This window comes from Paraburkholderia sp. J67, assembly GCF_905220265.1.
Classification (GTDB): Bacteria; Pseudomonadota; Gammaproteobacteria; order Burkholderiales; family Burkholderiaceae; genus Paraburkholderia.
This window is the reverse complement of the sequence record NZ_CAJMZK010000023.1, coordinates 66054-88119: the sequence shown is the minus strand read 5'-3', so window position 1 is coordinate 88119 and position 22066 is coordinate 66054. Positions and strand designations below refer to the sequence as shown.

20 protein-coding genes, 1 pseudogene and 1 riboswitch are annotated in these 22066 nt (G+C 63.7%); of the genes and pseudogenes, 10 read left to right on the top strand and 11 right to left on the bottom strand.

The window, feature by feature from the left end:
• Positions 1-221: 221 nt before the first annotated feature.
• Positions 222-2174, bottom strand: coding sequence for an acid phosphatase (locus U5782_RS30740; protein ID WP_322047635.1), 1953 nt, complete (start codon positions 2172-2174; stop codon positions 222-224).
• Positions 2175-2303: 129 nt separating this feature from the next.
• Positions 2304-3287, bottom strand: a complete 984-nt coding sequence (locus U5782_RS30735) for a LysR family transcriptional regulator (RefSeq protein WP_322047634.1) — start codon at positions 3285-3287, stop codon at positions 2304-2306.
• 291 nt (positions 3288-3578) lie between these two features.
• Here U5782_RS30735 and U5782_RS30730 point away from each other — a divergent pair, with 291 nt between their 5' ends.
• From U5782_RS30730 to arsH, 9 genes are all read left to right on the top strand, one after another.
• A complete protein-coding gene (locus U5782_RS30730) occupies positions 3579-4790 on the top strand; it encodes a porin (RefSeq protein WP_415914433.1) in 1212 nt (403 codons plus the stop codon).
• A 191-nt stretch (positions 4791-4981) separates the two neighbouring features.
• Complete coding sequence (locus U5782_RS30725; protein WP_322047633.1) at positions 4982-5341, top strand: cupin domain-containing protein; 360 nt, start codon at positions 4982-4984, stop codon at positions 5339-5341.
• 105 nt (positions 5342-5446) lie between these two features.
• Complete coding sequence (locus U5782_RS30720) at positions 5447-6748, top strand: FAD-binding oxidoreductase (RefSeq protein WP_322047632.1); 1302 nt, start codon at positions 5447-5449, stop codon at positions 6746-6748.
• Between the two features lie 39 nt (positions 6749-6787).
• Positions 6788-7156 (top strand): cupin domain-containing protein, encoded by a 369-nt coding sequence (locus U5782_RS30715; RefSeq protein ID WP_322047631.1) that lies wholly within the window; start codon positions 6788-6790, stop codon positions 7154-7156.
• An 11-nt stretch (positions 7157-7167) separates the two neighbouring features.
• Entirely contained in the window at positions 7168-8106 is a 939-nt protein-coding gene (locus U5782_RS30710) for a helix-turn-helix domain-containing protein (RefSeq protein WP_322047630.1), read from the top strand.
• A gap of 65 nt (positions 8107-8171) precedes the next feature.
• The gene (locus U5782_RS30705) at positions 8172-8495 is read left to right on the top strand and encodes a metalloregulator ArsR/SmtB family transcription factor (RefSeq protein ID WP_322047629.1); all 324 of its coding nucleotides are present in this window, start codon (positions 8172-8174) and stop codon (positions 8493-8495) included.
• 57 nt (positions 8496-8552) lie between these two features.
• Positions 8553-9623 carry an ACR3 family arsenite efflux transporter gene (arsB, locus tag U5782_RS30700; protein ID WP_322047628.1) on the top strand — a complete coding sequence of 357 codons (1071 nt, stop codon included), beginning with the start codon at positions 8553-8555 and terminating at the stop codon, positions 9621-9623.
• Positions 9624-9653: 30 nt separating this feature from the next.
• Positions 9654-10076 carry an arsenate reductase (glutaredoxin) gene (gene arsC / locus U5782_RS30695; protein ID WP_322047627.1) on the top strand — a complete coding sequence of 141 codons (423 nt, stop codon included), beginning with the start codon at positions 9654-9656 and terminating at the stop codon, positions 10074-10076.
• A complete protein-coding gene (gene arsH, locus U5782_RS30690; protein WP_322047626.1) occupies positions 10069-10791 on the top strand; it encodes an arsenical resistance protein ArsH in 723 nt (240 codons plus the stop codon). Before arsC ends, arsH begins: the two co-directional genes overlap by 8 nt.
• Before the next feature lie 63 nt (positions 10792-10854).
• Here the strand turns inward: arsH and U5782_RS30685 are convergent, their stop codons facing one another.
• The 9 genes and pseudogenes from U5782_RS30685 to U5782_RS30645 form a co-directional block, all read right to left on the bottom strand.
• Positions 10855-11214: a copper-binding protein gene (locus U5782_RS30685; protein ID WP_322047625.1), complete on the bottom strand. Its 360-nt coding sequence runs from the start codon at positions 11212-11214 to the stop codon at positions 10855-10857.
• A complete protein-coding gene (locus U5782_RS30680; RefSeq protein WP_322047624.1) occupies positions 11211-14417 on the bottom strand; it encodes an efflux RND transporter permease subunit in 3207 nt (1068 codons plus the stop codon). The genes U5782_RS30685 and U5782_RS30680 overlap by 4 nt, the downstream gene beginning before the upstream one ends.
• Positions 14418-14428: 11 nt before the next feature.
• Positions 14429-15691: pseudogene (locus tag U5782_RS30675) on the bottom strand (efflux RND transporter periplasmic adaptor subunit); the annotation flags it as partial.
• Between the two features lie 20 nt (positions 15692-15711).
• Positions 15712-17025: a TolC family protein gene (locus U5782_RS30670; RefSeq protein WP_322047623.1), complete on the bottom strand. Its 1314-nt coding sequence runs from the start codon at positions 17023-17025 to the stop codon at positions 15712-15714.
• Positions 17026-17198: 173 nt separating this feature from the next.
• Entirely contained in the window at positions 17199-17564 is a 366-nt protein-coding gene (locus tag U5782_RS30665) for a hypothetical protein (protein WP_322047622.1), read from the bottom strand.
• 72 nt (positions 17565-17636) lie between these two features.
• The gene (locus U5782_RS30660; RefSeq protein ID WP_322047621.1) at positions 17637-17837 is read right to left on the bottom strand and encodes a DUF1289 domain-containing protein; all 201 of its coding nucleotides are present in this window, start codon (positions 17835-17837) and stop codon (positions 17637-17639) included.
• A 3-nt stretch (positions 17838-17840) separates the two neighbouring features.
• Positions 17841-18851 carry a CDF family Co(II)/Ni(II) efflux transporter DmeF gene (gene dmeF, locus U5782_RS30655; RefSeq protein ID WP_322047620.1) on the bottom strand — a complete coding sequence of 337 codons (1011 nt, stop codon included), beginning with the start codon at positions 18849-18851 and terminating at the stop codon, positions 17841-17843.
• Positions 18852-18858: 7 nt separating this feature from the next.
• Complete coding sequence (locus U5782_RS30650) at positions 18859-19131, bottom strand: metal/formaldehyde-sensitive transcriptional repressor (protein ID WP_322047619.1); 273 nt, start codon at positions 19129-19131, stop codon at positions 18859-18861.
• A 174-nt stretch (positions 19132-19305) separates the two neighbouring features.
• Positions 19306-20649, bottom strand: coding sequence for a D-amino acid dehydrogenase (locus tag U5782_RS30645; RefSeq protein ID WP_322047618.1), 1344 nt, complete (start codon positions 20647-20649; stop codon positions 19306-19308).
• Positions 20650-20745: 96 nt separating this feature from the next.
• Positions 20746-20836: riboswitch (glycine riboswitch) on the bottom strand.
• Between the two features lie 98 nt (positions 20837-20934).
• Here U5782_RS30645 and U5782_RS30640 point away from each other — a divergent pair.
• Complete coding sequence (locus tag U5782_RS30640; protein WP_322047617.1) at positions 20935-21858, top strand: LysR family transcriptional regulator; 924 nt, start codon at positions 20935-20937, stop codon at positions 21856-21858.
• The last annotated feature ends 208 nt before the right edge of the window (positions 21859-22066 follow it).

Sequence of the window (22066 nt, the reverse complement as noted above, 5' to 3'; positions counted from 1 at the left end):
TACGCTCGATCGACCGGATTGAATAATGACGTCAGTGCCCGATGCCATCCACATCCAATCCGACGACATCGGGCATGAGGATTACTGCGTGAGTGCCTGGGTCATCACCCCTTAAAACCCGCAGAGCTTGCGGCTCTTCTATTTGCCTGTAGCGTGGCAAGCATTCAGCCCCGGCGTGTCGACGCGCCGGGGTTTTTTTACGTGCTGCGAGCGGGCGCGGCTTATGAAGCGGAGAGCTTCACCGAAACACCCGTCGACGTATAAACCGGCGTGGCCTTGAAGCCATCGACGTTGATCGTCGTGAACTGCTTCGCGCCGCCGCTGCCGTCGATGAGGTCGAGCGTGTCGCCGGCCTTGGGCGCATAGCCGTTCGCGAACGTCACGTGCAGCGTGCCGCCCGCGATCGTGAGCTGGCCGCCTACGCGCAGGCGGCCGCCGCCATTGCCGTCGAGTGCGAGTTCGAGCGTCGTGCCGGCGAGCTGCGTGAATTTGCCCGTGACTGTCACCGGCGTGCCGCTTGCGGCCACCTTCACGCCGCCGCCGCCTACATAGACATCGCCGCTGCCGAATGCGTTGGCCGAATCCGCTTCGAGCACGCCGCCGCTCACCTGCGAGCCGCCGCTAAAGCTGTTGTTGCCCGCGAGTTTAAGCGTGCCGCTGCCTTGCAAGCTGAGCTTGCCCGCGCCGGAAATATCGTTGCGCCACGTATCGGCAGCATTGAAGCCGCCCTTCGTGGCGTCCATCGACACGCTCACGTTGCCGTTGAAGATGCCATAACCATCGGCGGCGGCGAACATGTTCAGACGTCCCCAGCCTTCGGCATCGTCCATGACGGGATAGCCCGACGCGAGCTCGGTCGTCTTGAGCACGACGCGGCGCTGGTCCGCGCTCAGATACGGGAAGCGCGTTTCCAGCAGCACTTCGGCACCCTTGGGCACCACGGGCGGCGCGTCCGTCGATTCGATCTGCGTAAAGCCGAAGGTCATGCGGCGCACGAATTCCGACTTGTTGGTGGCGTAGTCGGCGAAGCGGTCCGTCGTGCTCGTGCCGGAATGCGCGTAGGCGGCGAAGCTGGAAGCATCCGTGCCCGAGAGCTGCATGAGCGCGGTGTGCGCCTGCGTATAGGCCGCGCTCTTGAGCGTGGCGTTGGCCGGATCGTAGAGATTCGCAGCCGTGGCCGCGAGCGCGAACATGCGCCCGCCGATCACGTCGAGCGGCGAGTGCATGCCCGCGAGAATGCGGTTCTCGCCGAGTTCGAGGCCGCGGCTCGCCATTTCCTGGAAGCGCTCGGGCACGAGGTAGGCCATCGTCATGGCATCGCGCATGGCCTCGGCTTCGTGGCCGCTGATGAAGCCGCCATCGGTCGAGGGCGTGGTGCTGATCGCGGGCACGAGCGTCGGATCGACCACCACGCTCGTGCTCCAGCGGAACGGCCGGGCGTATTTGTAGAAGCGCTTGGCCGGTTCCGTCGAGGCGTTGTTGCCCATCGTATTGAGCAGATCGACGACCTGGCCGAAGCTTGCGTTGCTCGTGCTGCCCACGCCGATGTTGTTGCCCGAGTCGTTATAGAGCACCGTGGTGGCGTTGGCGGGAATCGACGTAATGCTGGTGGTTTGCTGCGCGGCCGAGCGCCACACGCTGGTCAGCGGACCCATGCCGTCGGTCACGCTATAGCCCTTGCCGCGACGGTCGTCGTAATAGGCCGCGTCGGCCTGCGCCTGGGTGCGCTTCGTGGTGGCGTCCACTACGTACTGGACGTTCGCGCCGAGCACCGTGCTGTTGAGGATCGCGCCGCCGGGCGTGCCGTCGTTGGGCACGCCGGTCCACGTCGATTGCGCAACGGCCGGAAAGGAGCCGGTGGCGGTGGCGGACACGCCTGCATCCACCAGCAGCGTGAGCGGCTGCCAAAGGTCGAGAAAGCGCGCCACGACGCGCACGCCGGCATTGGTCGCGAGCGTCGCGTAGCGCGCGTCGCCGCGCTGGTTGGTCGCGATGGTGTCGACGAAGGCGGGCACGTCGGGAATCGGCGCGTTATCGACAAAGGCGGGATCGGCGGGCGGTGCAGGCGTGGCGGCGGTGGTGGTGTGGTCGTTGCCGCCACCGCAGGCGGCCAGCGCGGCAACGCTGGAAAGCACCGCCAGGCGCAGCGGAAAACGGGGGCGTGAAGCAGACATGCAAGAGACTCCGTCGTCGTGAGTAAGGCTGGGTAAGGATGGTCACGGCGGCGGATTATGGTGATGCGCGATTACTCCCTAATTACGAATTTATTACTCGAAGATGAAGTCGTGCACGTTTTGAAAGCATCAATCCTGCGCATCGGCCGATGCGCCCGACGCTTTCCGGGGGCGTGAAGCAGCCTGCGCCGCGAGGCGCGGCGACACCATCTGGCGAGCACGATGGCGGATTTCCTTGCTGAATTCGAGGCAGGTTTGCGTCATGAGATCGGTCGAGCGATAGACCATGTAGACGTCGTAGTTCGGCAATTCGTCGCGGATCGGCAGCGGCTTGAGCGCTTCGGGATTGAGCACGAGCGGCCCCGTGCCGCCATAGAACACGAAATCGGACCAGACGCTGATGAGGTCCGTGCAGGTCGCGAGTTGCAGGCCCAGCAGATTCGAGCCGCTTTGCACCACCTTGCGCGGCATCTCCAGCCGATGCAGCCGCATGAGGCTCGCGAGCGGGCTGCCCGCATCGTCGAGCGGATCGAGCGTGAGCCATTCCGCGTCGGCGAGCGAGCGGATGCGCGTGGTGCGGCCAAGCGGATGACCGGGACGCGCCGCCACGATCATGCCCACCGAGAACAGCGGTTCCCACTGGAAGGCGGCGGTGCCGGTGCCGCTATTGGTCGAAATGAGCGCGAGATCGAGGTGGCCTTCGCGCAGCCCTTCGAGAATTTGTTGCGGGCGCAACTCATAGGCGCGAATCGTCACCGCCGGAAAGCGCGCGCGAAACGCGGCGATGGCTTCGGGCAGCGGGCCGCTCGACGCGACGGCGGAAAAGCCGATATTCAATTGCGCTTCGGCGTGGCCGCGCATCGATTCGATGTCTTCCAGCGCGTGACGCAATTCATGCTCGACCACACTGGCCCGCTTGACGAGCGCGCGGCCGTAATTCGTGAGGCTCACCCCGCGCACGGAACGCGAGATCAACGTGACGCCCAGTTCGCGTTCGAGTTCGGCGATCGCCTTGGAGAGCGCGGGCTGCGAGACGTGCACGCTGCGCGCCGCCTCATGCATGCTGCCGTGCTGCGCGAGCGCGAGCAGCACGCGCAACTGGTGGAGTTTCATCGGATGGAGTCCTTGGGTCCTCGCGGCCGGGGCGGCCAGTGGCGGATGAAGCTGGGTGATTTTACCGGGGGGCGGTTGTTTCCGTGGCGCATCAGAATTGCCCTGGCAAATACCCTGGTTTATTCAATGTGGCGCGCAGCTTGCCGATTTGTGCTCCCGGTGCGCAATTTTGGCCTTCTACAGTCCACTCGACAGCCACGGAGCGCTGACGCCTTGATCCGCCGGGTCTCGACGGCGCACGACAGGTGCGCCGCTGGCATCCACTCACGATAAATACGATTCAAAAAGACCATGAACCATAAATTGACCGGAAAAGCATTAGTCATCCTTACGATGGGCGTATCGAGTGGCGCCTGGGCGCAAAGCAGCGTGACGCTTTATGGCACCGTGGATGCTGGCGTGATCTATTCGACCAACCAGCAAACGACGAACGCCGACGGCTCGGTTCACGGCGGCCACGCTGTGCAGATGAGCGGCGGCAACCTCGTGCCTTCGCGTTGGGGCTTGATGGGCAGCGAGGATCTGGGCGGCGGGCTGAAGGCCAGCTTCGACCTCGAAAACCAGTTCCTGACCGGTACGGGCGCGATGCTGCAAAGCGGCTCGCTGTTCAATCGTCAGGCGTGGGTCGGGCTGGGCGACGCGCGTTACGGCACGCTCATCGCTGGCCGCCAGTACGACTCGTATTCGGACTTTCTCGGCGTGTACGCGTCGAGCAACAATTGGGCGACGCTGTATGGCTCGCACTTCGGCGACGTCGACAACCTGAACGAAGCGTTCAACTTCAATAACGCGCTCAAGTTCACCAGCGCGAATTTCGCCGGCTTCACGTTTGGCGGTACGTTCAGCTTTGGCGGTCAGGCTGGCGACTTCGCCGCGAAGCGCGGCTATGCGCTCGCTGCGGCCTTCAATCAAGGGCCGTTCTCGTTGAGCGCCGGTTATCTGTCGTTGAATCAACCGCTGGATGCGGCGCTCGGCGGCGCGAGCGGCTATATCGGCGATTTCGCCTGCTCCAATCCGGACGCTTCGTATTGCCAGTTGCAGAACGCGTCCTCCATGAAGGAGTGGGGCGTGGGCGGCTCCGTCGTCATCGACAAGGCGACGGTGGCCGTGGTCTATACCCACACGCGCCTTGAAAATAGCCAGTATTTCGCGAGCGGCGCGAATCCGTCCGGCTCCGATGTGTCGTTCGATATCGCCGAACTGAACGCCGTGTACACGATCACGCCCGCATGGACCGTGGGCGCCGCCTATATCTTCAACGACGCGAAGGTGAGCGGCGGCAGCTCGACGCGCATTCATCAGATCAACCTCGGCACGAACTATTCGCTCTCCAAGCAGACGGCGTTGTACGCCGTGGCGATTGCGCAGAAGTCCTCGGGCGCGGGGCTGGGTATCGATCCGCAAACGGGTGCAAGCGTCAATTACGCGCAGATTCCGAATCTCGTCAACAGCAACTCCGACCGCCAACTCGCCATCATGGCCGGCATTCGGGTGAACTTCTAACGCAGCCGAGCGCGCGCGGCGGGTGCTCGCCGAGCCCCGCGCCGACGCGCTTTCCGGCTGAACGCATCGTGTTTTCCCCTGGAACGCGACACCTTGCCAATATGTGCTGACGCTCGCCGATTTTTGGCACTTACAGTCATTCCAACCCGATCGCTCGCGTGGGCGACGGCGGGTCTGGACGGAGAGAGACGATGTACAGCATTAAACCGGGTGAAAGCGTGCCGGAGATGGAAGCACTGGGCACGGTCGCGGACCTGGGCGCGACGATTCTGGAAGGCGAAGTGAACGTGTTCGGCCTGCTCACGCACGGCTCGCCCACCTCGGCGGTCAGCGCCGGCTGGTTCGGCTGCACGCAGGGCCGCTTCGACATGGTCTATCCGTTCACGGAGCAGGCGATCGTCGTATCCGGCGAAGTGACGCTGCGCAATGGCCTGACCGGCGAAGCCGTGCGCTATCGCCCGGGCGACAGCTGGTTCGTGCAGAAGGGCACGCCGGTGACGTGGGAGATCCATACCGGGCACTTCGTCAAACATTATTTCGCGGTGGCCTGAGGCTCGCCGCGGGTTGGACGGGAGCACACGCGCCGCGGCTGCACCCGATTAATCACAGACGCATGACACGCGCTTTGACGGTGCAATGCACCAGCAGGAACGACGATGCACAACGATGAAACTGCGACGTACTACACGGCGACGAAGAAATACGAATTGAGCTTCCCGTCGCTGGAAAACGATATCCAGGCCGAGGTGGTCATCATCGGCGGAGGCTTTTCGGGCATTCATACCGCGCTGGAACTCGCCGAGCAGGGCGTGACGGATACGGTGGTGCTGGAGGCGCGTTATCTGGGTTTTGGCGGCACCGGCCGTAACGGCGGCCAGGTGATGGCCGGGATCGGCCACGATCTCGATGCGATCAAGCAGGATGTGGGCGAAGAAGGCCTGCGCACGATCTTCGCGCTCAGCGACCTCGGCCCGCAAATCATGCGCGAGCGTATCGAGCGCTACAACATCGACGCCGATTTTTGCAGCGGCTATGGCTATCTTGCCTACAACGCCCGCCAGGCCAAAACCTTGCGTAGCTGGGAAAAGGATTTCAAGTCGCTTGGCAGCCCGCATGAAATTCGCTATGTCGAAGGCGCGGACGTCAAGCAGCTCATTGGCTCCGATGTCTATCACGCAGGCCTGCTGCATATGGGCGGCGGTCACGTGCATTCGCTCAATCTGCTGCTGGGCGAAGCGAAGGCCGTCTCCGAAATCTACGGCGTGCGCATCTTCGAATACAGCCCGGCGTTGCAGATCAGCTACGGCGACACCGTGCACGTGCGCACGGCGAAGGGGAGCGTGCGTGCGAAAAAGATCGTCTGGGCCTGCGATGGTTTCAACAACGGCATCGAGCCGGAGTTGCACAAGAGCACGATCAACGTCTACGCGTTCAATTCGATGACCGAGCCGCTCAGCGACGAACTGATCAAGCGCATCAGCCCGATCCACGGCGCGTACAGCGATATTCGCCCGGTCATCAATTACTACCGCGTGACCAACGAGAACCGCTTGCTGTTCGGCTCGTCCACGTCGCTCGTCGAACATATTCCGAGCGATCTGAAGGCCTGGAACCGCAAGCTGATGCTCGAAGTTTTTCCGTATCTTCAGGACGTCAAGATCGACCTCGCGTGGGGCGGTCCGATGGCTTCGACGCTCAATCTGTTTCCGCAGATCGGCACGCTGCCCGACCGGCCGAACGCGTACTTCGTGCAGGGCTATTCGGGCTTTGGCGTGACGCCCAGCCAGATCATCTGCAAGATCCTGTCCGAAGGCATTCTGGGCGGTTCGGATCGTTATCGGCTCGTGAGTTCGATTCCGCGCGCGAGCATTCGCGGCAAGGATCAATATCGCGCGCTGCTGGTCACGCTCGGCAAGGTGATGCACCAGACCTCGGGTTACTGGCACGGTCGCCGCTGATCGTCACATCAATCGTCAATTAATACGGAGTACATAATCATGAGTCTGATCGCAATCCAGCAAGGCATCAATCTTTCCGAACTCGATGCATGGGGCAAGCTGAGCGACCTCGGCGCGCAAATCCTTGACGGCGGCGAGATCGGTGCATTCGGCAAGATGACGCATGGCGCACCCACCGATGCCGTGTCGGCCGCTTATTTCGGCACGAATAAAGGCAAGTTCCGCCTCGTTTATCCGTTCTCCGAACAGGCCACCGTGGTCGAAGGCGAAGTGCGCCTGACCGACGAATCGACGGGCGAAACGCGCACCTTCAAGGCCGGCGATTCCTGGTTCGTGACCAAGGGCACGTCGACGGTATGGGAAGTGCTGTCCGATGGCTTCGTCAAGCATTACCTCGCGTTTGCGTGAGTTCGGGCGCGATGGAATTCAGGATTCGGGCGTTGTCCGATGTGCACGATCATTCGTCCGCGGTGAACGGATGGGAGCAGGTGTATAGCCAGCTCACGCCGGGGCGTTTCGAAAGCGTCGTCATGCAGGCGCAGGCGGCCGATTTCCTGTTCTTTCGCGAATCGACCAACCGCAGCGTCGCGCAGTCCGGCATCGCGCCGCGCGGGTTCGCGTCGATTGCGTTGCCGTTGCAGCGGCCGGTGTCGGGCACATTCCAGGGATGCCGGCTCGACGGCTACGCGCTCTGGCTGCTCGGCCCCGGCGAGGACTTCCGCTTTTACACGCCCGAAACGATGTATTACCTCGGCGCGAGCATTCCCGCCGAGGAAATGCGCGCGCTCGCGGCATGTGTGCTGGGCGACCAGACGGCCACGCTGCTTGACCGCAATCTGCTGCCCGTCGGCACGGAAGAGGGCGAGCGCGTGGGCGCCGAATTGTCGCGCTTTCTCGACGTCTTCCGGCAGCAGCCCGAGGCTTTCGGCAATCCGGTCGCCAGCAAGCGCTTTCGCGACGAAATTCTCAGCATGCTGCTCGAACTCTTCAATCCCGAGTACGCGAAGAAGCGCGACCTGACGCATGCCACCTACGCCGAGATCGTCTCGCGCAGCGAGCGCCTGCTCGAGCAGCACGCCGATGAACCGCAAACCGTGCTCAATCTCTGCGTGGCGTTGCGCTGTAGTCGGCGCACGCTGCAGACGAGTTTTCAGCGCGTCGCCAATGTTTCGCCTGTCGAATATCTGCGCTCGGTGCGGCTGAACAGCGTGCGCCGCTTGCTGCGTTCGACCCGTCAGGACGAGTTGATGGTCGGCGACGCGGCTGCGCGATGGGGCTTTACGCATCCGAGTTACTTTGCGCGCGAGTATCGCGGGCTGTTCGGAGAGTTGCCTTCGCAGACGCCGCGTAAGGGGTGAACCCGATCAGCACGGCGTAGCGCCGCGCGCTTGCGCTCGACCATCATTTCGAATATATTGGAAATATGGAAGAGATCGACGTTATCCGCGCGCTGGGCGCGCTCGCTCATGAATTACGCCTGCGCGTGTTCCGCATGCTGGTCGTGGCCGGCCCGCAGGGGCTGACGCCTGGCGCCATCGCCGCGCAACTCGACGTGCCCAACGCAACGCTCTCTTTTCACCTGAAGGAATTGATGCACGCGGGCCTCGTCTCGCAGGAGCGCGATGGACGCAGTCTGATCTATCGCGCGGCCTACGAGCAAATGAACGCGGTTCTCGGCTTTCTCACTGAAAACTGCTGCCAGGGGCAGCCCTGTCTCGATCCGGGCGCGAGCGCCTGCCAATGCTGAAAAAGTATCGCCTGAAGCCATGCCTTCGGAACCGGCCCACGCTCCATCGACCTTCCCATGACCTCACCTGAACTTGCCGCATCGCGCATGGCCGCACCCAAGCCCGCCATTGGCTTCTTCGAGCGCTACCTGAGCGTATGGGTCGGGCTGTGTATCGTGGCGGGCATTCTGCTGGGGCAGGTGTTGCCTCGCGTCTTCCGGGCGATCGGGCAGATGGAGTACGCGCAGGTCAATCTGCCTGTTGGGCTGCTGATCTGGGTGATGATCGTGCCGATGCTCGTCAAGGTCGATTTCGGCGCGTTGCATGAAGTGCGGCGACACATCAGGGGCATCGGCGTCACGCTCTTTGTGAACTGGTTCGTCAAACCGTTTTCGATGGCCTTGCTCGCCTGGTTGTTAGTCCAGCATCTGTTCGCACCGATGTTGCCGGCAGCGCAACTCGACAGCTATGTCGCCGGGCTGATCCTGCTGGCCGCCGCGCCTTGCACGGCGATGGTGTTCGTCTGGAGCCGGCTGACCGGCGGCGATCCGCTCTTCACGCTGTCCCAGGTCGCGCTCAACGACAGCATCATGGTGATCGCGTTTGCGCCGCTCGTCGGACTGTTGCTCGGCATCTCCGCTATCGCCGTGCCGTGGGCGACGCTGCTCACATCGGTCGTGCTCTACATCGTGATTCCGGTGATCCTTGCGCAGGTCCTGCGCAAAGTGCTGCTCATGAAAGGGCCGTTGGTTTTCGAAACCGCGATGGCGAAGATCGGCCCGTGGTCCATCATGGCGCTGCTCGCGACGCTGGTGCTGCTGTTCGCATTCCAGGGCGAGGCCATTCTGAAGCAGCCGCTGGTCATCGTGCTGCTCGCGGTGCCGATCCTGATTCAGGTGTTTTTCAATTCGGCGCTGGCTTACTGGCTCAATCGCGCGGTTGGCGAGAAGCACAGTATTGCCTGCCCTTCGGCGCTGATCGGCGCATCGAACTTCTTCGAACTGGCGGTCGCCACCGCGATTGGCCTGTTCGGCTTCAATTCGGGCGCTGCGCTCGCAACGGTCGTGGGCGTGCTGATCGAAGTGCCGGCCATGCTGCTCGTCGTGCGTATCGTCAACCGTTCCAAAGGCTGGTACGAGTGCGCCTGATCGAACCTCGTCAATACGGGAGCCCAGGCTATGAGCCAAGTCACGATCTACCACAATCCCGACTGCGGGACCTCGCGCAACACGCTCGCGCTGATCCGCAATGCGGGCATCGAGCCCACGATCATCGAGTATCTCAAGCAGCCGCCGTCGCGCGAAACGTTGCTTGATCTCATCGGTCGATCGGGTCTCAAGGTGCGCGACGTGCTGCGCGAGAAGGGCACGCCCTACGCAGAACTGCATCTGGACGACGCGACGTTGACCGACGACCAGTTGATCGACGCGATGATCGCGCATCCCATCCTCATCAACCGTCCCATCGTGGTCACGCCGATGGGTGTGCGCCTGTGCCGACCGTCGGAAATCGTGCTCGATATCCTGCCCGAACCGCAACGCGGCGCATTCAGCAAGGAAGACGGTGAAGTGGTCATCAACGCAGAGGGAAAACGTGTCTGATCTCACGACCGACCTGCCACAGGTCGATGCGGCATTGTTTCGGGTTCCTGATATTCAGCGCCTTCATCCCGCGAAAGTTTCTTCCCACCCACCGCGCATCCTGCTACTTTACGGGTCGCTGCGCGAACGCTCGTTCAGCCGTCTGCTGAGCGAAGAAGCTGCGCGGCTGCTCACCGCGATGGGCGCGGAAGTCCGCACCTTCAACCCGAGCGGCCTGCCGTTGCCCGACGACGCGCCGGACAGCCATCCCAAAGTCGCCGAACTGCGAGAACTCGTGCTGTGGTCCGAAGGCATGGTCTGGTGCTCGCCCGAACGGCATGGTGCGATGACCGGCATCATGAAGGCGCAGATCGACTGGATTCCGCTCTCGGTTGGCGCTTTACGCCCAACGCAAGGCAAGACACTTGCCGTGATGCAGGTGAGTGGCGGTTCGCAATCGTTCAATGCGGTCAACCAGATGCGTGTGCTGGGCCGCTGGATGCGCATGCTGACCATCCCGAACCAGTCGTCGGTGGCCAAGGCGTTCATGGAATTCGATGAAGCGGGCCGCATGAAGCCATCCGCGTACTTCGACCGTGTCGTGGACGTGATGGAGGAACTGGTCAAGTTCACGCTGCTCACGCGCGATATCGGGCCGTATCTCGTGGACCGTTACAGCGAACGTAAGGAAAGCGCCGAGGCACTGATGAAGCGCGTGAACCAGGCCAGCATTTGAGCCGCACCGGCCGTCACGCACGAACGCCGTTTTACGGCGTCCGTACGCGCGGCGTTCAATGCATCAGGACGAGGCTTTGACCATCGTCACGATGGTCGGCGCGCCGTTGACGTTTTCGATGCGGACTTTCACCTTCTCGCCCGGGTGCGCCATCTGCACGATCGCAGCATGGCTGGCGGGATACGCCATCGTCATCGCGGGCATGCCGATATTGGCGAGTTCACCGTGTTTGAGCGTGACCATGCCTGCTGCCGCGTCCACCTTCACGACCTCGGCGCCGCTCAGCGCGTTGGCGGACGTCCTGGACGATGCGGCTGGCTTCATCGTCATGTTCATGGCGGCCATATCGTCGCCTGCCAGGGCGTACGACGCATACGTGCCGGTTGCGCACAATGCGGCGGCGAGAATGAGGAACGGTTTCATGAATTTTCTCCTTGAGTGAGAGTGGACACCTGCGTGTCGTTATGGACTGCCTGGTACATCGCCGCCTGTGCGAGCTTGCGCGCCCGGCGGCGCTGAAGCAGATACCAGGCGGCGGGAATCACGAACATCGAAAGCAGCGGTGCGGTCACCATGCCGCCGACCATCGGCGCGGCGATGCGCTGCATGACCTCGGAACCGGAGCCGTGGCCGATCATGATCGGGATCAGGCCGGCCAGCACGACGGCGACGGTCATCGCCTTGGGCCGCACGCGCAGCACAGCGCCTTCGCGGATCGCGTCGATGAGGGCCGCCTCGGTCAAGGGCGCGCCTTTGGCGATGCGCTGATCGAGCGCGCTCTTCAGGTACAGCAGCATGACCACGCCGAATTCGGCGGCCACGCCTGCCAGTGCGATGAATCCCACGGACGACGCGACGGAAACGGCATGGCCCAGCAGCCAGATCAGCCAGAACCCACCAACCAGCGCGAACGGCACGGTGGACATCAACAGAGCGGCATCGGCGACCGAATTGAAGGTCAGATAGAGCAATACGAAAATCACGATCAGCGTCACCGGGATGACCGTGCGCAGCTTCGCGGACGCGCGTTCGAGATATTCGAACTGTCCCGACCACGTAATCGAATAACCGGGCGGCAACGTCACGTTCTGCGCCACGGCGCGCTGCATGGCCTCGACCGCCGATTGCAGATCGACATCGCGGATATCCACGTACACATAGCCCGCGAGACGCGCGTTTTCGCTGCGGATCATCGGCGGGCCGTCGTCGATGCGGACGGTCGCGACGTCGCCGAGCGTGATCTGCGCGCCGCGATCCGTTATGACCGGCAAACGCCGGATGTTGTCCACCGAGTCGCGAATCTCGCGCGGGTAACGGACGTTGATGGGAAACCGTTCGCGGCCCGCGATGACTTCGCCAACGTCATCGCCGCCGACCGCCGACGACACGACCGACTGGATATCCGCCACGGACAGCCCATAACGCGCTGCCGCGAGGCGGTCGATGTCCACGTCGATGTAATGCCCGCCATTCAGGCGTTCCGCCAGTGCCGAAGTGACGCCGGGCACCGTCTTGACCGCCGCCTCGATCTGCGCCGCGACGCGGTCGATGCCATCGAGATCCGGGCCCGAAATCTTCACGCCCACCGGCGTTTTGATACCGGTCGAGAGCATGTCGAGCCGATTGCGGATTGGCGGGACCCAGACGTTCGAGAGGCCCGGCACCTTCACGCGCGCATCGAGTTCGTCGATCAGCTTCTGCGGCGTCATGCCCGCGCGCCACTGGCTGCGTGGCTTGAACTGGATCGTGGTCTCGAACATTTCGAGCGGCGCGGGATCGGTGGCGCTGTCCGCGCGCCCCGATTTGCCGAATACCGTGGCGACTTCGGGCACCGTCCTGATCAGCCGGTCGGTTTGCTGCAGCAGTTCGGCGGCCTTGTCGGCGGAGATGCCGGGCAGCGCGGTCGGCATGTAGAGCAGGTCGCCTTCGTCGATCGCCGGCATGAATTCCTCGCCTAGTCGCGACACGGGGATCGCCGTCAATGCGAGCGCCACGACGGCCATGCCGATCACGACCCACGGGCGGCGCAACGTCGCCTCCAGCAGTGGCCGGTAGACGCGCACGAGCACCCGGTTGATCGGATTGGCCGCTTCGTGCGGAATGCGCCCGCGAATCAGGTAGCCCATCAGCACGGGCACCAGCGTCACCGACAAGCCCGCAGCGGCCGCAATCGTGTAGGTCTTCGTGAACGCGAGCGGCGAGAACAGTTTGCCCTCCTGACCTTCGAGCGAGAAAACCGGGATGAACGACAGCGTGATGATCAATAGCGAGAAGAAGAGCGCAGGTCCTACCTCCGCCGCCGATTGCGCGATCAGCTCCCAGCGCTGCGCGGGCGCGATCGGCTCGCCGGGATGCGCGCGCTCGAACGCTTCCAGATGCTTGTGCGCGTTCTCGATCATGACAATCGCCGCATCGATCATCGCGCCGATCGCAATTGCAATGCCGCCGAGCGACATCAGGTTGGCGTTCACGCCCTGGTAGCGCATCACGATAAAGGCCGCGAGCACGCCCAGCGGCAGCGACAGGATCGCGACAAAGGCGCTGCGCAGATGAAACAGGAACAACGCGCAGACGATGCCGACGACGATGAACTCCTCGATCAGCTTGTCCTTGAGATTGCCGACGGCGCGCTCGATCAACTGCGAGCGGTCGTAGGTCGTGACGATCTCCACGCCGGGCGGCAAGGACCGCTTCAAGGCGGCGAGCTTGTCCTTTACGGCTTCGATTGTCGTCAGCGCGTTCTTGCCCGAGCGCATCACGATCACACCGCCGGCCACTTCGCCCTGACCATTCAGTTCCGCAATGCCGCGTCGCATCTGCGGCCCGATCTGGATGCGCGCGACATCGCCCAGCAGGACCGGCGTGCCCGCCGTGTTCGCGCGCAGCACGATATGGCGGAAATCGTCGAGGGTGCGCAGATAGCCCGACGAACGCACCATGTATTCCGATTCGGCGAGTTCGACCACGGAGCCACCCGATTCCTGGTTGGCTTTGCGAATGGCGTCCGTCACGGCATCAGCCGTGATGCCATAGGCGCGCAAGCGGTCGGGGTCGAGCACGACCTGATACTGCTGCACCATGCCGCCGATGCTGGCCACCTCGGACACGTTGGGCACGGCTTTCAACTCGAACTTCAGGAACCAGTCATTGAGCGCGCGCAGCTGCCCGAGATCGTGTTGGCCGGTGCGGTCCACGAGCGCGTACTCGTAGACCCAGCCCACGCCGGTGGCATCGGGTCCGAGCGAGACGCTCGCGCCGGGCGGCAGGCGGCTCTGGACCTGGTTCAGGTATTCGAGCACGCGCGAGCGCGCCCAATACTGATCCGTCTTGTCGTCGAACAGCACGTAGACGAAAGCGTCGCCGAACGACGAGTAAGCACGGATCGTCGTCGCGCCCGGCACGCCGAGCAGGGTGGTGGTGAGCGGATACGTTACCTGGTCCTCGACGATCTGGGGCGCCTTGCCTGGATACGAGGCTTTGACGATTACCTGGGTATCCGAAAGGTCGGGTAGAGCGTCCAGGGGCGTCTGACGCACCGAATACACGCCCCATGCCGCAACCAGCAAGGTCGCCAGCAGGACCAGAAAGCGTTGATGGATCGACCAGCGAATGACGCGCGCGATCATGGCTGGACTCCTGCGGTTTCGCTCCCTTCGAGCCGCGGCAACACCGATTTCAGGCTCGCCTCCGAGTCGATCAGGAACTGGCCCGATGCCACCACCTGTTGGCCCTCGGTTAATCCCGATGTAATCACCGTATCGCTGCCGGTGTCGCGTCCGGTCACGACCTCGACCGGCTGCATGCTGCCATTGCCGTTGCGCACGATGACGAGCGAGCGCTTGCCGGTTGTGATGACGGCCTCGGACGGCACGACCAGTTGCGCAGCAGCCGTAGCTGCACTCACGCGTACGCGCATGAGCATGCCGGGCGTGAGCGCTCCGCTGGCATTGTCGAGCTCCAGGCGCGCCTGAAGCGTGCGGCTGTCCGTGCTGATGCCGGGAAGAATTTCGCGGATGCGCCCGCCGAAGTGCCGCGAAGGTTCGGCCGCGAAGGTGGCGTCGACATGCATGCCGGGCCGTGCCTGCAAGGCCAGCGATTCAGGTATCTCGACGAGCAGCCAGAGCTTCGCGAGACCCGTGATCTTCGCGACGGTCTGACCCGGCGTCACCATCGCACCATCGCGCACGTTCAACTCGCTCACGACGCCCGATTCGGCCGCGGTGAGCGTCAAGTGCGTCTGAACCTGGCCGGTGCGATCGAGCGCGGCGACCAGTGCATCGGGAATCGACAGCGCCTTCATGCGGGCGCGTGCCGCGCCGAGCAGCGCGGGATCCATGCCGCTGCGTCGCAACGCAAGATACTCTTCCTGTGGCGCGAGCCAGTCCGGCACATAGAGCGAGGCGATGGGCGCGCCTCGGGCAATGCGCTGTAGTGGCGCGCTCGCGTACAGGCGGTCGATATAGCCCGTCACGCGCGACTGCACGACATCGGCGCTCGATTCGTCGAATTGCGTCGTGCCGATCGCATCGAAGCCATCGGCAACGCTCACGCGGCGCACCGTCGCGTAGCGGATGCCGAGATTCTGCTGCAAGGAAGCGGCGACCTTGATGCCGTCCGCACCGCCTTCGTCGGCGTACACAGGCTGTAACTGCATGTCCATGAAGGGCGATTTGCCGGGTTTGTCGAAATGCTGGTTCGGCACCATCGGGTCGTGCCAGTACAGCACCTTGCGGCCGGTTTTCGGGTCGATGCGATCGCTTGAGGTCGAGGTAAAGGTAGAGGACGCCGGGACGACGGTGGCGGTCGGTGCATGGCGAGCACCGGCCACATAGCCGGCGCCGAGCAGGGCCGCGCCAGCGGCGAGCGCCGCCGCTGCCAGAACAAGGGGTTTGAGTTTCATGTCGGTTCTCACGGCAGTTCTCACGGATTGACGGCAAGCGCGGGCGGCACGACCTGATATTCGAGCTGGGCCCAGGTGAGCGAGACCTCGCGTTGCAGGTCGAGCACCTGAAGCTGCGCGTCGAGCTGGGCGCGGCGGGCGGCGAAGGTCTCGGCGAGCGAGCCCGTGCCCGCGCGATAAGCCGCGACGGCCAGATCCACGCGCGCATCGGCGGCGGGGACGAGCGCGGTCTGCAAAGCCGCCAGGCGCTCACGGCCGCTTGCGAGCGTCGTCGCGAGCGTCTGGATATCGGCTTCGATCTGGCGCTGCGTGTCCTCGTAGCTCAGCCTCGCGCGCGTGGCGAGATCGGCCTTGCCCGAGACGTCGCGGTCTTCGACGTTTGCGCGGTGGATCGGCAGCGGAATGCTCACGCCCACCGAAACGAAGCGCGAATTCGCCCCGCCTTGCAGGTACGAGACGTTCCAGGTCCAGTTAGGACTCCGACGGCTCGAAGCGACCGCCACATCGGCATCGGCAACGTGGATATCGGCTGCCGCTGCGATCAGGGCGGGTTCGACGCTGCGCAACTGATCCGCGGGCAATGCTGCGACCGTGGACTCCGGCGCGGGCGGCTCGCCCGTGATGTCGGTCACGCTCGCGGCGGTCCAGCGCGACAGATCGATGAGCGCCGTCTGCAACACCTGGCGCGCCTTGAGCCGGTCGTCGCTGGCCTGGGCGAGCATCAGCTTCGCCTGGGTGACATCGGCGGCCGTCGCTTTCGCGCCGCGATACGAGGCTTCGGTGGCGGCAAGCTCGTGGTTCATGTGATCGAGCAGCGCCGCGCGCAACGCCACGGCACGCTTTGCATACGCCGCGTTGAGCCATGCGCTGGCCGTGCGCTCGCGCACGCTGGCAAGCTGCGTTAGATAGCCGGTCTGCTCGCGCTCGGCCATTCTGCCCGCCAGATCGCTCTGCAATGCGCGCTTGTGCGGCGACACCCATTCCTGCTCGATGCCGATGCGGCGCATCGTCAGGATGTTCTGGCCGATGGTGAATGCCTGGTCGCCGTTGACCGGCAAGGCGTCGATGCCCGCCGAGAGTTTGGGATTGGGTAGCTGCCCCGCGCTCACGACCGATTCGGCGCTGGCATCGACGGATGCCTGGGCGGCCTGGATCGATGTGTTGCGCTGGGCGGCGCTTTGCAGCGCGGCTTCGAGTGTCCAGGGGGCGGCCTCGTCCACATTTTGTGCGTGAGCGGCGAGGCTGCAGGCGAACGCCAGCGTCAGCGCGAGGGCGAGCGCGCGCAGCCGCAGTCCACCCTGCCGGCGCGCCGGCAAGGCATTGGCTAAATGCATGATGAACTCCGTTGGGTCGAGCCCGCGCCTGCCGACATGACGCTCATGTGGCATACGAATCGACAAGGGGGCTCACGTCCCGGATCGGGACGACATCACCGCGCTAAACGTCCAGATGAGCGTCCGGATTAGCGTCCAGATCGACGTTCAGGCGGTGTACCGGATGAGCGGAGTCAGAGCGCGCGCGGCGGTCGCCACAGCCCGTCTGGGCCGCGGCCGGGACAGGCTTGCGCGTAGTGGAAGTGCAGTTCGATGACGCGCCCGGCAGGACGCGTCAGAACGGGGAGGGAAACGGGATGGTAGAGACTGCCGGCCTGGCACTGGGCCGTCATCTTGCAGAGCGTGCCGCCGGATTTACCGTGGTCGGTAGGCGCAGACTTCATCGTCTCGCAACCCGGCATGCCTTGCATGTCGGCGTCGGCGGCCGACGAGACCGTAGCCTGTATCGGACATGGCCCGCTCAGGCCGCTGGCTGCCAGCCCCGAGAGGGGCAGCATCGCGCACAGCAGCAGAACGAGAAGGGTCCGGATGAATTTCATTGACCGCGAGTATAGCGCAGGCATTGCCGGTTTTTTCAACGTGACGCTGATTGTGCGCGTTCGCCGATACCTTTAGTTCTGCTTGCGTGCTTGAGGCGCCTCGGGATTCACCTTGGCTTCACGGCGCGACCGCTCATTGATGATTTGATGCCGACGATGATCGGTCATCTTTTTCCAGCCGCGCGCTTCTTCTCGCGTTCGATAGCAGCCGGTACAGAACCCGGTTTTGCCGTCGAACGCGCATAGGTCGATACAGGGAGACTTGACGGCCATGACTCAGACGCCAGCGACGGCGGGATTGACTTCGACGGTCACGTGCGAGAGTCCCTCGAAGCGCTTGAGCGCCGCGTGATAGAAGCTGGGCTTGCGCTGGGCGTCGCGCGTGCCGACCGACACGACCGCACTCATATGGCCCGGGCCGATACGCCATACATGAAGGTCGAGCACGGTGTCGCCGTTATCCTCGATGACGTGGCGCACGTTATCGGCCATGCGGCGGTCGGCGTTCATGTCCAACAGAATGCCGCCGGTATCGCGCATGAGGCCCCACGACCAGTTCGCAATCACGAGTGCGCCAATCACGCCGGCGAGCGGGTCCATCCACAACCAGCCGAAAGCGCGTGCGAGCAGCAGGCCAATGATCGCCAGCACGGAGACGGCTGCGTCCGCAATCACATGGATGTACGCCGAGCGGATGTTGTGGTCCCGGTGCAGTTGCGCTTCATCGCCATGATCGTGTTCGTCGCCGTGATCATGGTCATGATCGTGACCGTGGCTATGGCCATGTGAATGACCGTGCGAATGGCCATGGGAGTGCCCATGATGATCGCCGCTCAGCAGCCAGATGCTGGCCAGATTGACGAGCAGACCCAGTACGGCGATGGGAATCGCCTGACCGAAGTGGATCCGCACCGGCGAGAAAAAGCGCGAGACGGCCTCATAGCCGATCAGCAGCGCGATCATCGCGAGCACGATCGCGCTCGTGAATCCCGCGAGATCGCCAAGCTTGCCCGTGCCGAACACGAAGCGGCTATCGCTCGCGTGGCGGCGCGCATACGTGTAGGCCAGCGCCGCGATCAGCATGGCCCCCGCGTGCGTGGACATATGCAGGCCGTCGGCCACCAGCGCCAGCGAACCGAACAGGCTGCCGCCGACAATCTCGGCCACCATCATGGCGCTGCATAGCGCAATGACCATCCAGGTCCTGCGTTCGTTGTCCTCGTGGGCGGCGCCCAGGAAGATATGGTCGTGTCCCGCCCCGAAGGCGGCGTCCTCAAACCGGCTCATGTTGCTCTCACTTGAAATAGCTGTGCACGACTTCGATCAGTTGCTCGGTGCCGCTGCCATGCTCGTCGTCGGGCTCGGCATCGACCAGATGAGTGCGGATGTGGTCCTCCAGCACGACGGCCAGCAGACCGTTCATCGCGCCGCGGCAACTGGTGACCTGTTGCAGGATTTCCATACAGCCGCGCTCGTCTTCGAGCGCGCGCTCGATCGCTTCGACCTGCCCCTTGATTCGGCGGATGCGGTTCAGCAGCTTCTGTTTTTCCCGGATCGTATGGCTCATCTGTGTCCTCTCGTTGACGGGACGCAGTCTAGCATCAATAGGGTGGGGGGGTATACTACTGAGTGCGCGAGAAAATTGGGGACACGCGCGGGAAGTCGTGTCCGCGCGCAGGGTGGGGGGCTCAGGCAGAAGGCAGGTGCAGCCGGACATAGGCTGCACCTTGCGGATGCGGCGTTAGCGCATAACGCCCGACGTGACGGCGCTGGCCGATGGGCCGACCGCGCGGGCACGCGTGGCTTCGAGGTCTTCACTCACGAGGTCGGCGACCGCTTGCGCCGTGGCCGCCGAGAGCGTCCAGCCGAGATGGCCGTGCCCCGTGTTGTAGAACACGTTGCGGCGCCGTCCGCGTCCGACCTTCGGCAACATGGCGGGCAGCATGGGGCGCAATCCCGTCCACGGAATCACGCGCGCCGTCGACATCGACGGGAAATAGTCGCGCGCCCAGCGCACGAGCGGCTCGATGCGGTCGGAGCGAATATCGCGGTTGACGCCGTTGAGTTCCGCTGTGCCCGCAATGCGGAAGCGATCCGCGCCCAGGCGGCTCGTGACGATTTTCGCCGCGTCGTCGAGCAGGCTGACCCACGGGGCGGCCTCGCGGCTCGCGGCGCCGTCGAGGCACACGGTAATCGAATAGCCCTTCACCGGATACACGTTGACGTGGTCGCCCACATGCGCGGCGAGCGCGCGGCTGCCGACGCCCGCGCAGATCACGACGCGATCGAACGTCGTGCTGGCGGGCAGGCCATCGCATAGCGTGTCGATCCAGACCCTGTCACCCGCCATATCTGCGATTGCCTGCACCGTCGTGTCGTACTGAAACGTCACGCCCATCCGTTCGCAGGCACGCGCAAGTCCTCGCGTGAATTTGTGAATGTCGCCGGTCGAATCCGATTCGGTAAAGAAGCCGCCGAAGAAGTCGCCCTGGAGCGTGGGCTCGATGGCGCGGATTTCGTCGGGTGTGACGGCGCGCCGGTCGAGCCCGCCTTCGCGCAGCAGCGCATTGACTTTCGTCGCCGCATCGAACTCCTTGCGCGTTGCGTAGAAGTGCAAAATACCGCGTTGCTCGTGATCGAAGTCGATCGATTCGCGTTGCGCGATCGAGAACAGATGCTCGCGCGCGGCGATCGCCAGGCGCACCGTTTCAATCGTATTCTCACGATAGTTCGGGATCTGCCGCAGGAACTCGCCAATCCAGCTGTATTTGTGCCAGTTGGGGCGCGGATTCATGAGCAACGGCGCGTCGCGCCGGAACATCCAGCGCAGGCCTTTGAGCACCGTGGCGCGGCTGTTCCAGACCTCCGCATTGCTGGCGGAAAGCTGGCCGCCATTGGCGAACGAGGTTTCCATCGCCGCGTAACGGTGGCGCTCGAAGACGGTGACCTGGTGGCCGCGCCGGGCGAGCGCATAGGCGGTGGTGACGCCGGTAATACCGGCGCCGATAACGGCAATTCGTGACATGACAGTGTCCAGATGGGAGTGATCATCGCCGGCCGATTTCAACCGGCGCCGATGCCCCATCTGTCCATGTACCTGAGAGTTTCGCCCACGCGCTTACGGCGCGCAGGGTTCCCCTTCGGTGGGCGCCACCATGGCGGTGCGCCGCTCTCCAGATGTTCCGGCTGCATGGTCCTTTTGCCTGAGAGTTTCCGGGGCGGTTGCTCCGTCGGCGTCGTCCAGGTAGGACGATCTCTCCCATGCAGCGTGTTGGAACGCGACAAGATTAACCCGCGTTCGGTGGAACCGGCAATCGATTTTCAAAAACCGCTGTGCGATAGTCTCACCCGTTCCACACGGCGATTCATCATGAAACTGCATCAACTCAAGGCGCTGGTTGCGGTTGCCCAGACCGGCAGCATTCTCGAAGCATCGCGCATGCTGCACGTCACGCAGTCGGCGCTGAGCAAGGCGCTCAAGGAACTGGAAGCGCACGTGGGGGCCACGCTGTTCGTGCGTTCCAGCAAGGGCGCGCAACTCACCGCTTATGGCCAGCGGCTGGTTGGCCATGCGCGGCTCATCAGCGACCAGGTGCGCCGCGCGCGCGACGATATGGAGGAAATGAAGGGCAACGCGCTGAGCGAGATCAGTATCGGCTTGACGCCCGTGACCGCGCTGCTGCGTCCGCTCGCCGATTGTCTCTCGGTGTTCCGGCGTGATTTTCCGCGCGTGCATTTGCGCCTGCTGGAAATGCGCCCGATGCAACTGCTCGAACAGGTGCGCGAAGGCACGCTCGACTTTGCGGTCACGTCGCAGCAAATCGCACCGGACTCCGCGCTCGACTGCACGCCGGTGCTCGGCATGGCGACGCTCGTGGCCGCGCGCAAGGGTCATCCGCTGCGAGCCGAGCGCTCGCTCGCCGCGCTGCAACAGGCCGAATGGCTCGTGCTCGATCCGCTGGAGGATGCGGGCACGCCTTTCGTGCAACTGTTCGCCCAACATGGCATGGACCTGCCGGAGCGCGTGATCGAATGCTCGTCGATGTCGCTCGCGCTTGCCATGTGTTCGCAAATGGACTCGCTCATCCTGCTGTCGTCGGAATCGACCAACAGTCGTTTCATGCGTGAAACGATGGACTTTCTCGAGCTCGACGAGGCCATGCCCGAGCGCACTATTTCCCTCGTCACACGCGACCGCCATACGCTGCCAGCCTCGGCGTCGCGCCTGCATGATGCGATCGTCGATGCCTTGCGCGACTACGATCCGCTCAACGCCCCCGCCCTCAAGCCCTGAACGCATCGCCCCGATCCTCTTTCGGCGCGCCGTTATAACCAGATGGCAAGCGATTGAAAATCAGTCGCTTGTCGCGGTGATTTTGGCAACAAACACTGGGCTCACCGTTTGACGGCATGCGCCACGCGCTTCGCGTGAGCGACTTGCGCAACGATTCCACGCCCGCCCGAGCGGGCCGCCCACCACGCGACGATCTGTTAAGAGGGAC

What these genes read in the sequence shown, in the direction of transcription:
- U5782_RS30740 (WP_322047635.1), bottom strand. Translation starts at nt 2,174, where the DNA reads ATGTCTGCTTCACGCCCCCGTTTTCCGCTGCGCCTGGCGGTGCTTTCC.
- U5782_RS30735 (WP_322047634.1), bottom strand. Translation starts at nt 3,287, where the DNA reads ATGAAACTCCACCAGTTGCGCGTGCTGCTCGCGCTCGCGCAGCACGGC.
- U5782_RS30730 (WP_415914433.1), top strand. Translation starts at nt 3,579, where the DNA reads ATGAACCATAAATTGACCGGAAAAGCATTAGTCATCCTTACGATGGGC.
- U5782_RS30725 (WP_322047633.1), top strand. Translation starts at nt 4,982, where the DNA reads ATGTACAGCATTAAACCGGGTGAAAGCGTGCCGGAGATGGAAGCACTG.
- U5782_RS30720 (WP_322047632.1), top strand. Translation starts at nt 5,447, where the DNA reads ATGCACAACGATGAAACTGCGACGTACTACACGGCGACGAAGAAATAC.
- U5782_RS30715 (WP_322047631.1), top strand. Translation starts at nt 6,788, where the DNA reads ATGAGTCTGATCGCAATCCAGCAAGGCATCAATCTTTCCGAACTCGAT.
- U5782_RS30710 (WP_322047630.1), top strand. Translation starts at nt 7,168, where the DNA reads ATGGAATTCAGGATTCGGGCGTTGTCCGATGTGCACGATCATTCGTCC.
- U5782_RS30705 (WP_322047629.1), top strand. Translation starts at nt 8,172, where the DNA reads ATGGAAGAGATCGACGTTATCCGCGCGCTGGGCGCGCTCGCTCATGAA.
- arsB (WP_322047628.1), top strand. Translation starts at nt 8,553, where the DNA reads ATGACCTCACCTGAACTTGCCGCATCGCGCATGGCCGCACCCAAGCCC.
- arsC (WP_322047627.1), top strand. Translation starts at nt 9,654, where the DNA reads ATGAGCCAAGTCACGATCTACCACAATCCCGACTGCGGGACCTCGCGC.
- U5782_RS30685 (WP_322047625.1), bottom strand. Translation starts at nt 11,214, where the DNA reads ATGAAACCGTTCCTCATTCTCGCCGCCGCATTGTGCGCAACCGGCACG.
- U5782_RS30680 (WP_322047624.1), bottom strand. Translation starts at nt 14,417, where the DNA reads ATGATCGCGCGCGTCATTCGCTGGTCGATCCATCAACGCTTTCTGGTC.
- U5782_RS30670 (WP_322047623.1), bottom strand. Translation starts at nt 17,025, where the DNA reads ATGCATTTAGCCAATGCCTTGCCGGCGCGCCGGCAGGGTGGACTGCGG.
- U5782_RS30665 (WP_322047622.1), bottom strand. Translation starts at nt 17,564, where the DNA reads ATGAAATTCATCCGGACCCTTCTCGTTCTGCTGCTGTGCGCGATGCTG.
- U5782_RS30660 (WP_322047621.1), bottom strand. Translation starts at nt 17,837, where the DNA reads ATGGCCGTCAAGTCTCCCTGTATCGACCTATGCGCGTTCGACGGCAAA.
- dmeF (WP_322047620.1), bottom strand. Translation starts at nt 18,851, where the DNA reads ATGAGCCGGTTTGAGGACGCCGCCTTCGGGGCGGGACACGACCATATC.
- U5782_RS30650 (WP_322047619.1), bottom strand. Translation starts at nt 19,131, where the DNA reads ATGAGCCATACGATCCGGGAAAAACAGAAGCTGCTGAACCGCATCCGC.
- U5782_RS30645 (WP_322047618.1), bottom strand. Translation starts at nt 20,649, where the DNA reads ATGGGGCATCGGCGCCGGTTGAAATCGGCCGGCGATGATCACTCCCAT.
- U5782_RS30640 (WP_322047617.1), top strand. Translation starts at nt 20,935, where the DNA reads ATGAAACTGCATCAACTCAAGGCGCTGGTTGCGGTTGCCCAGACCGGC.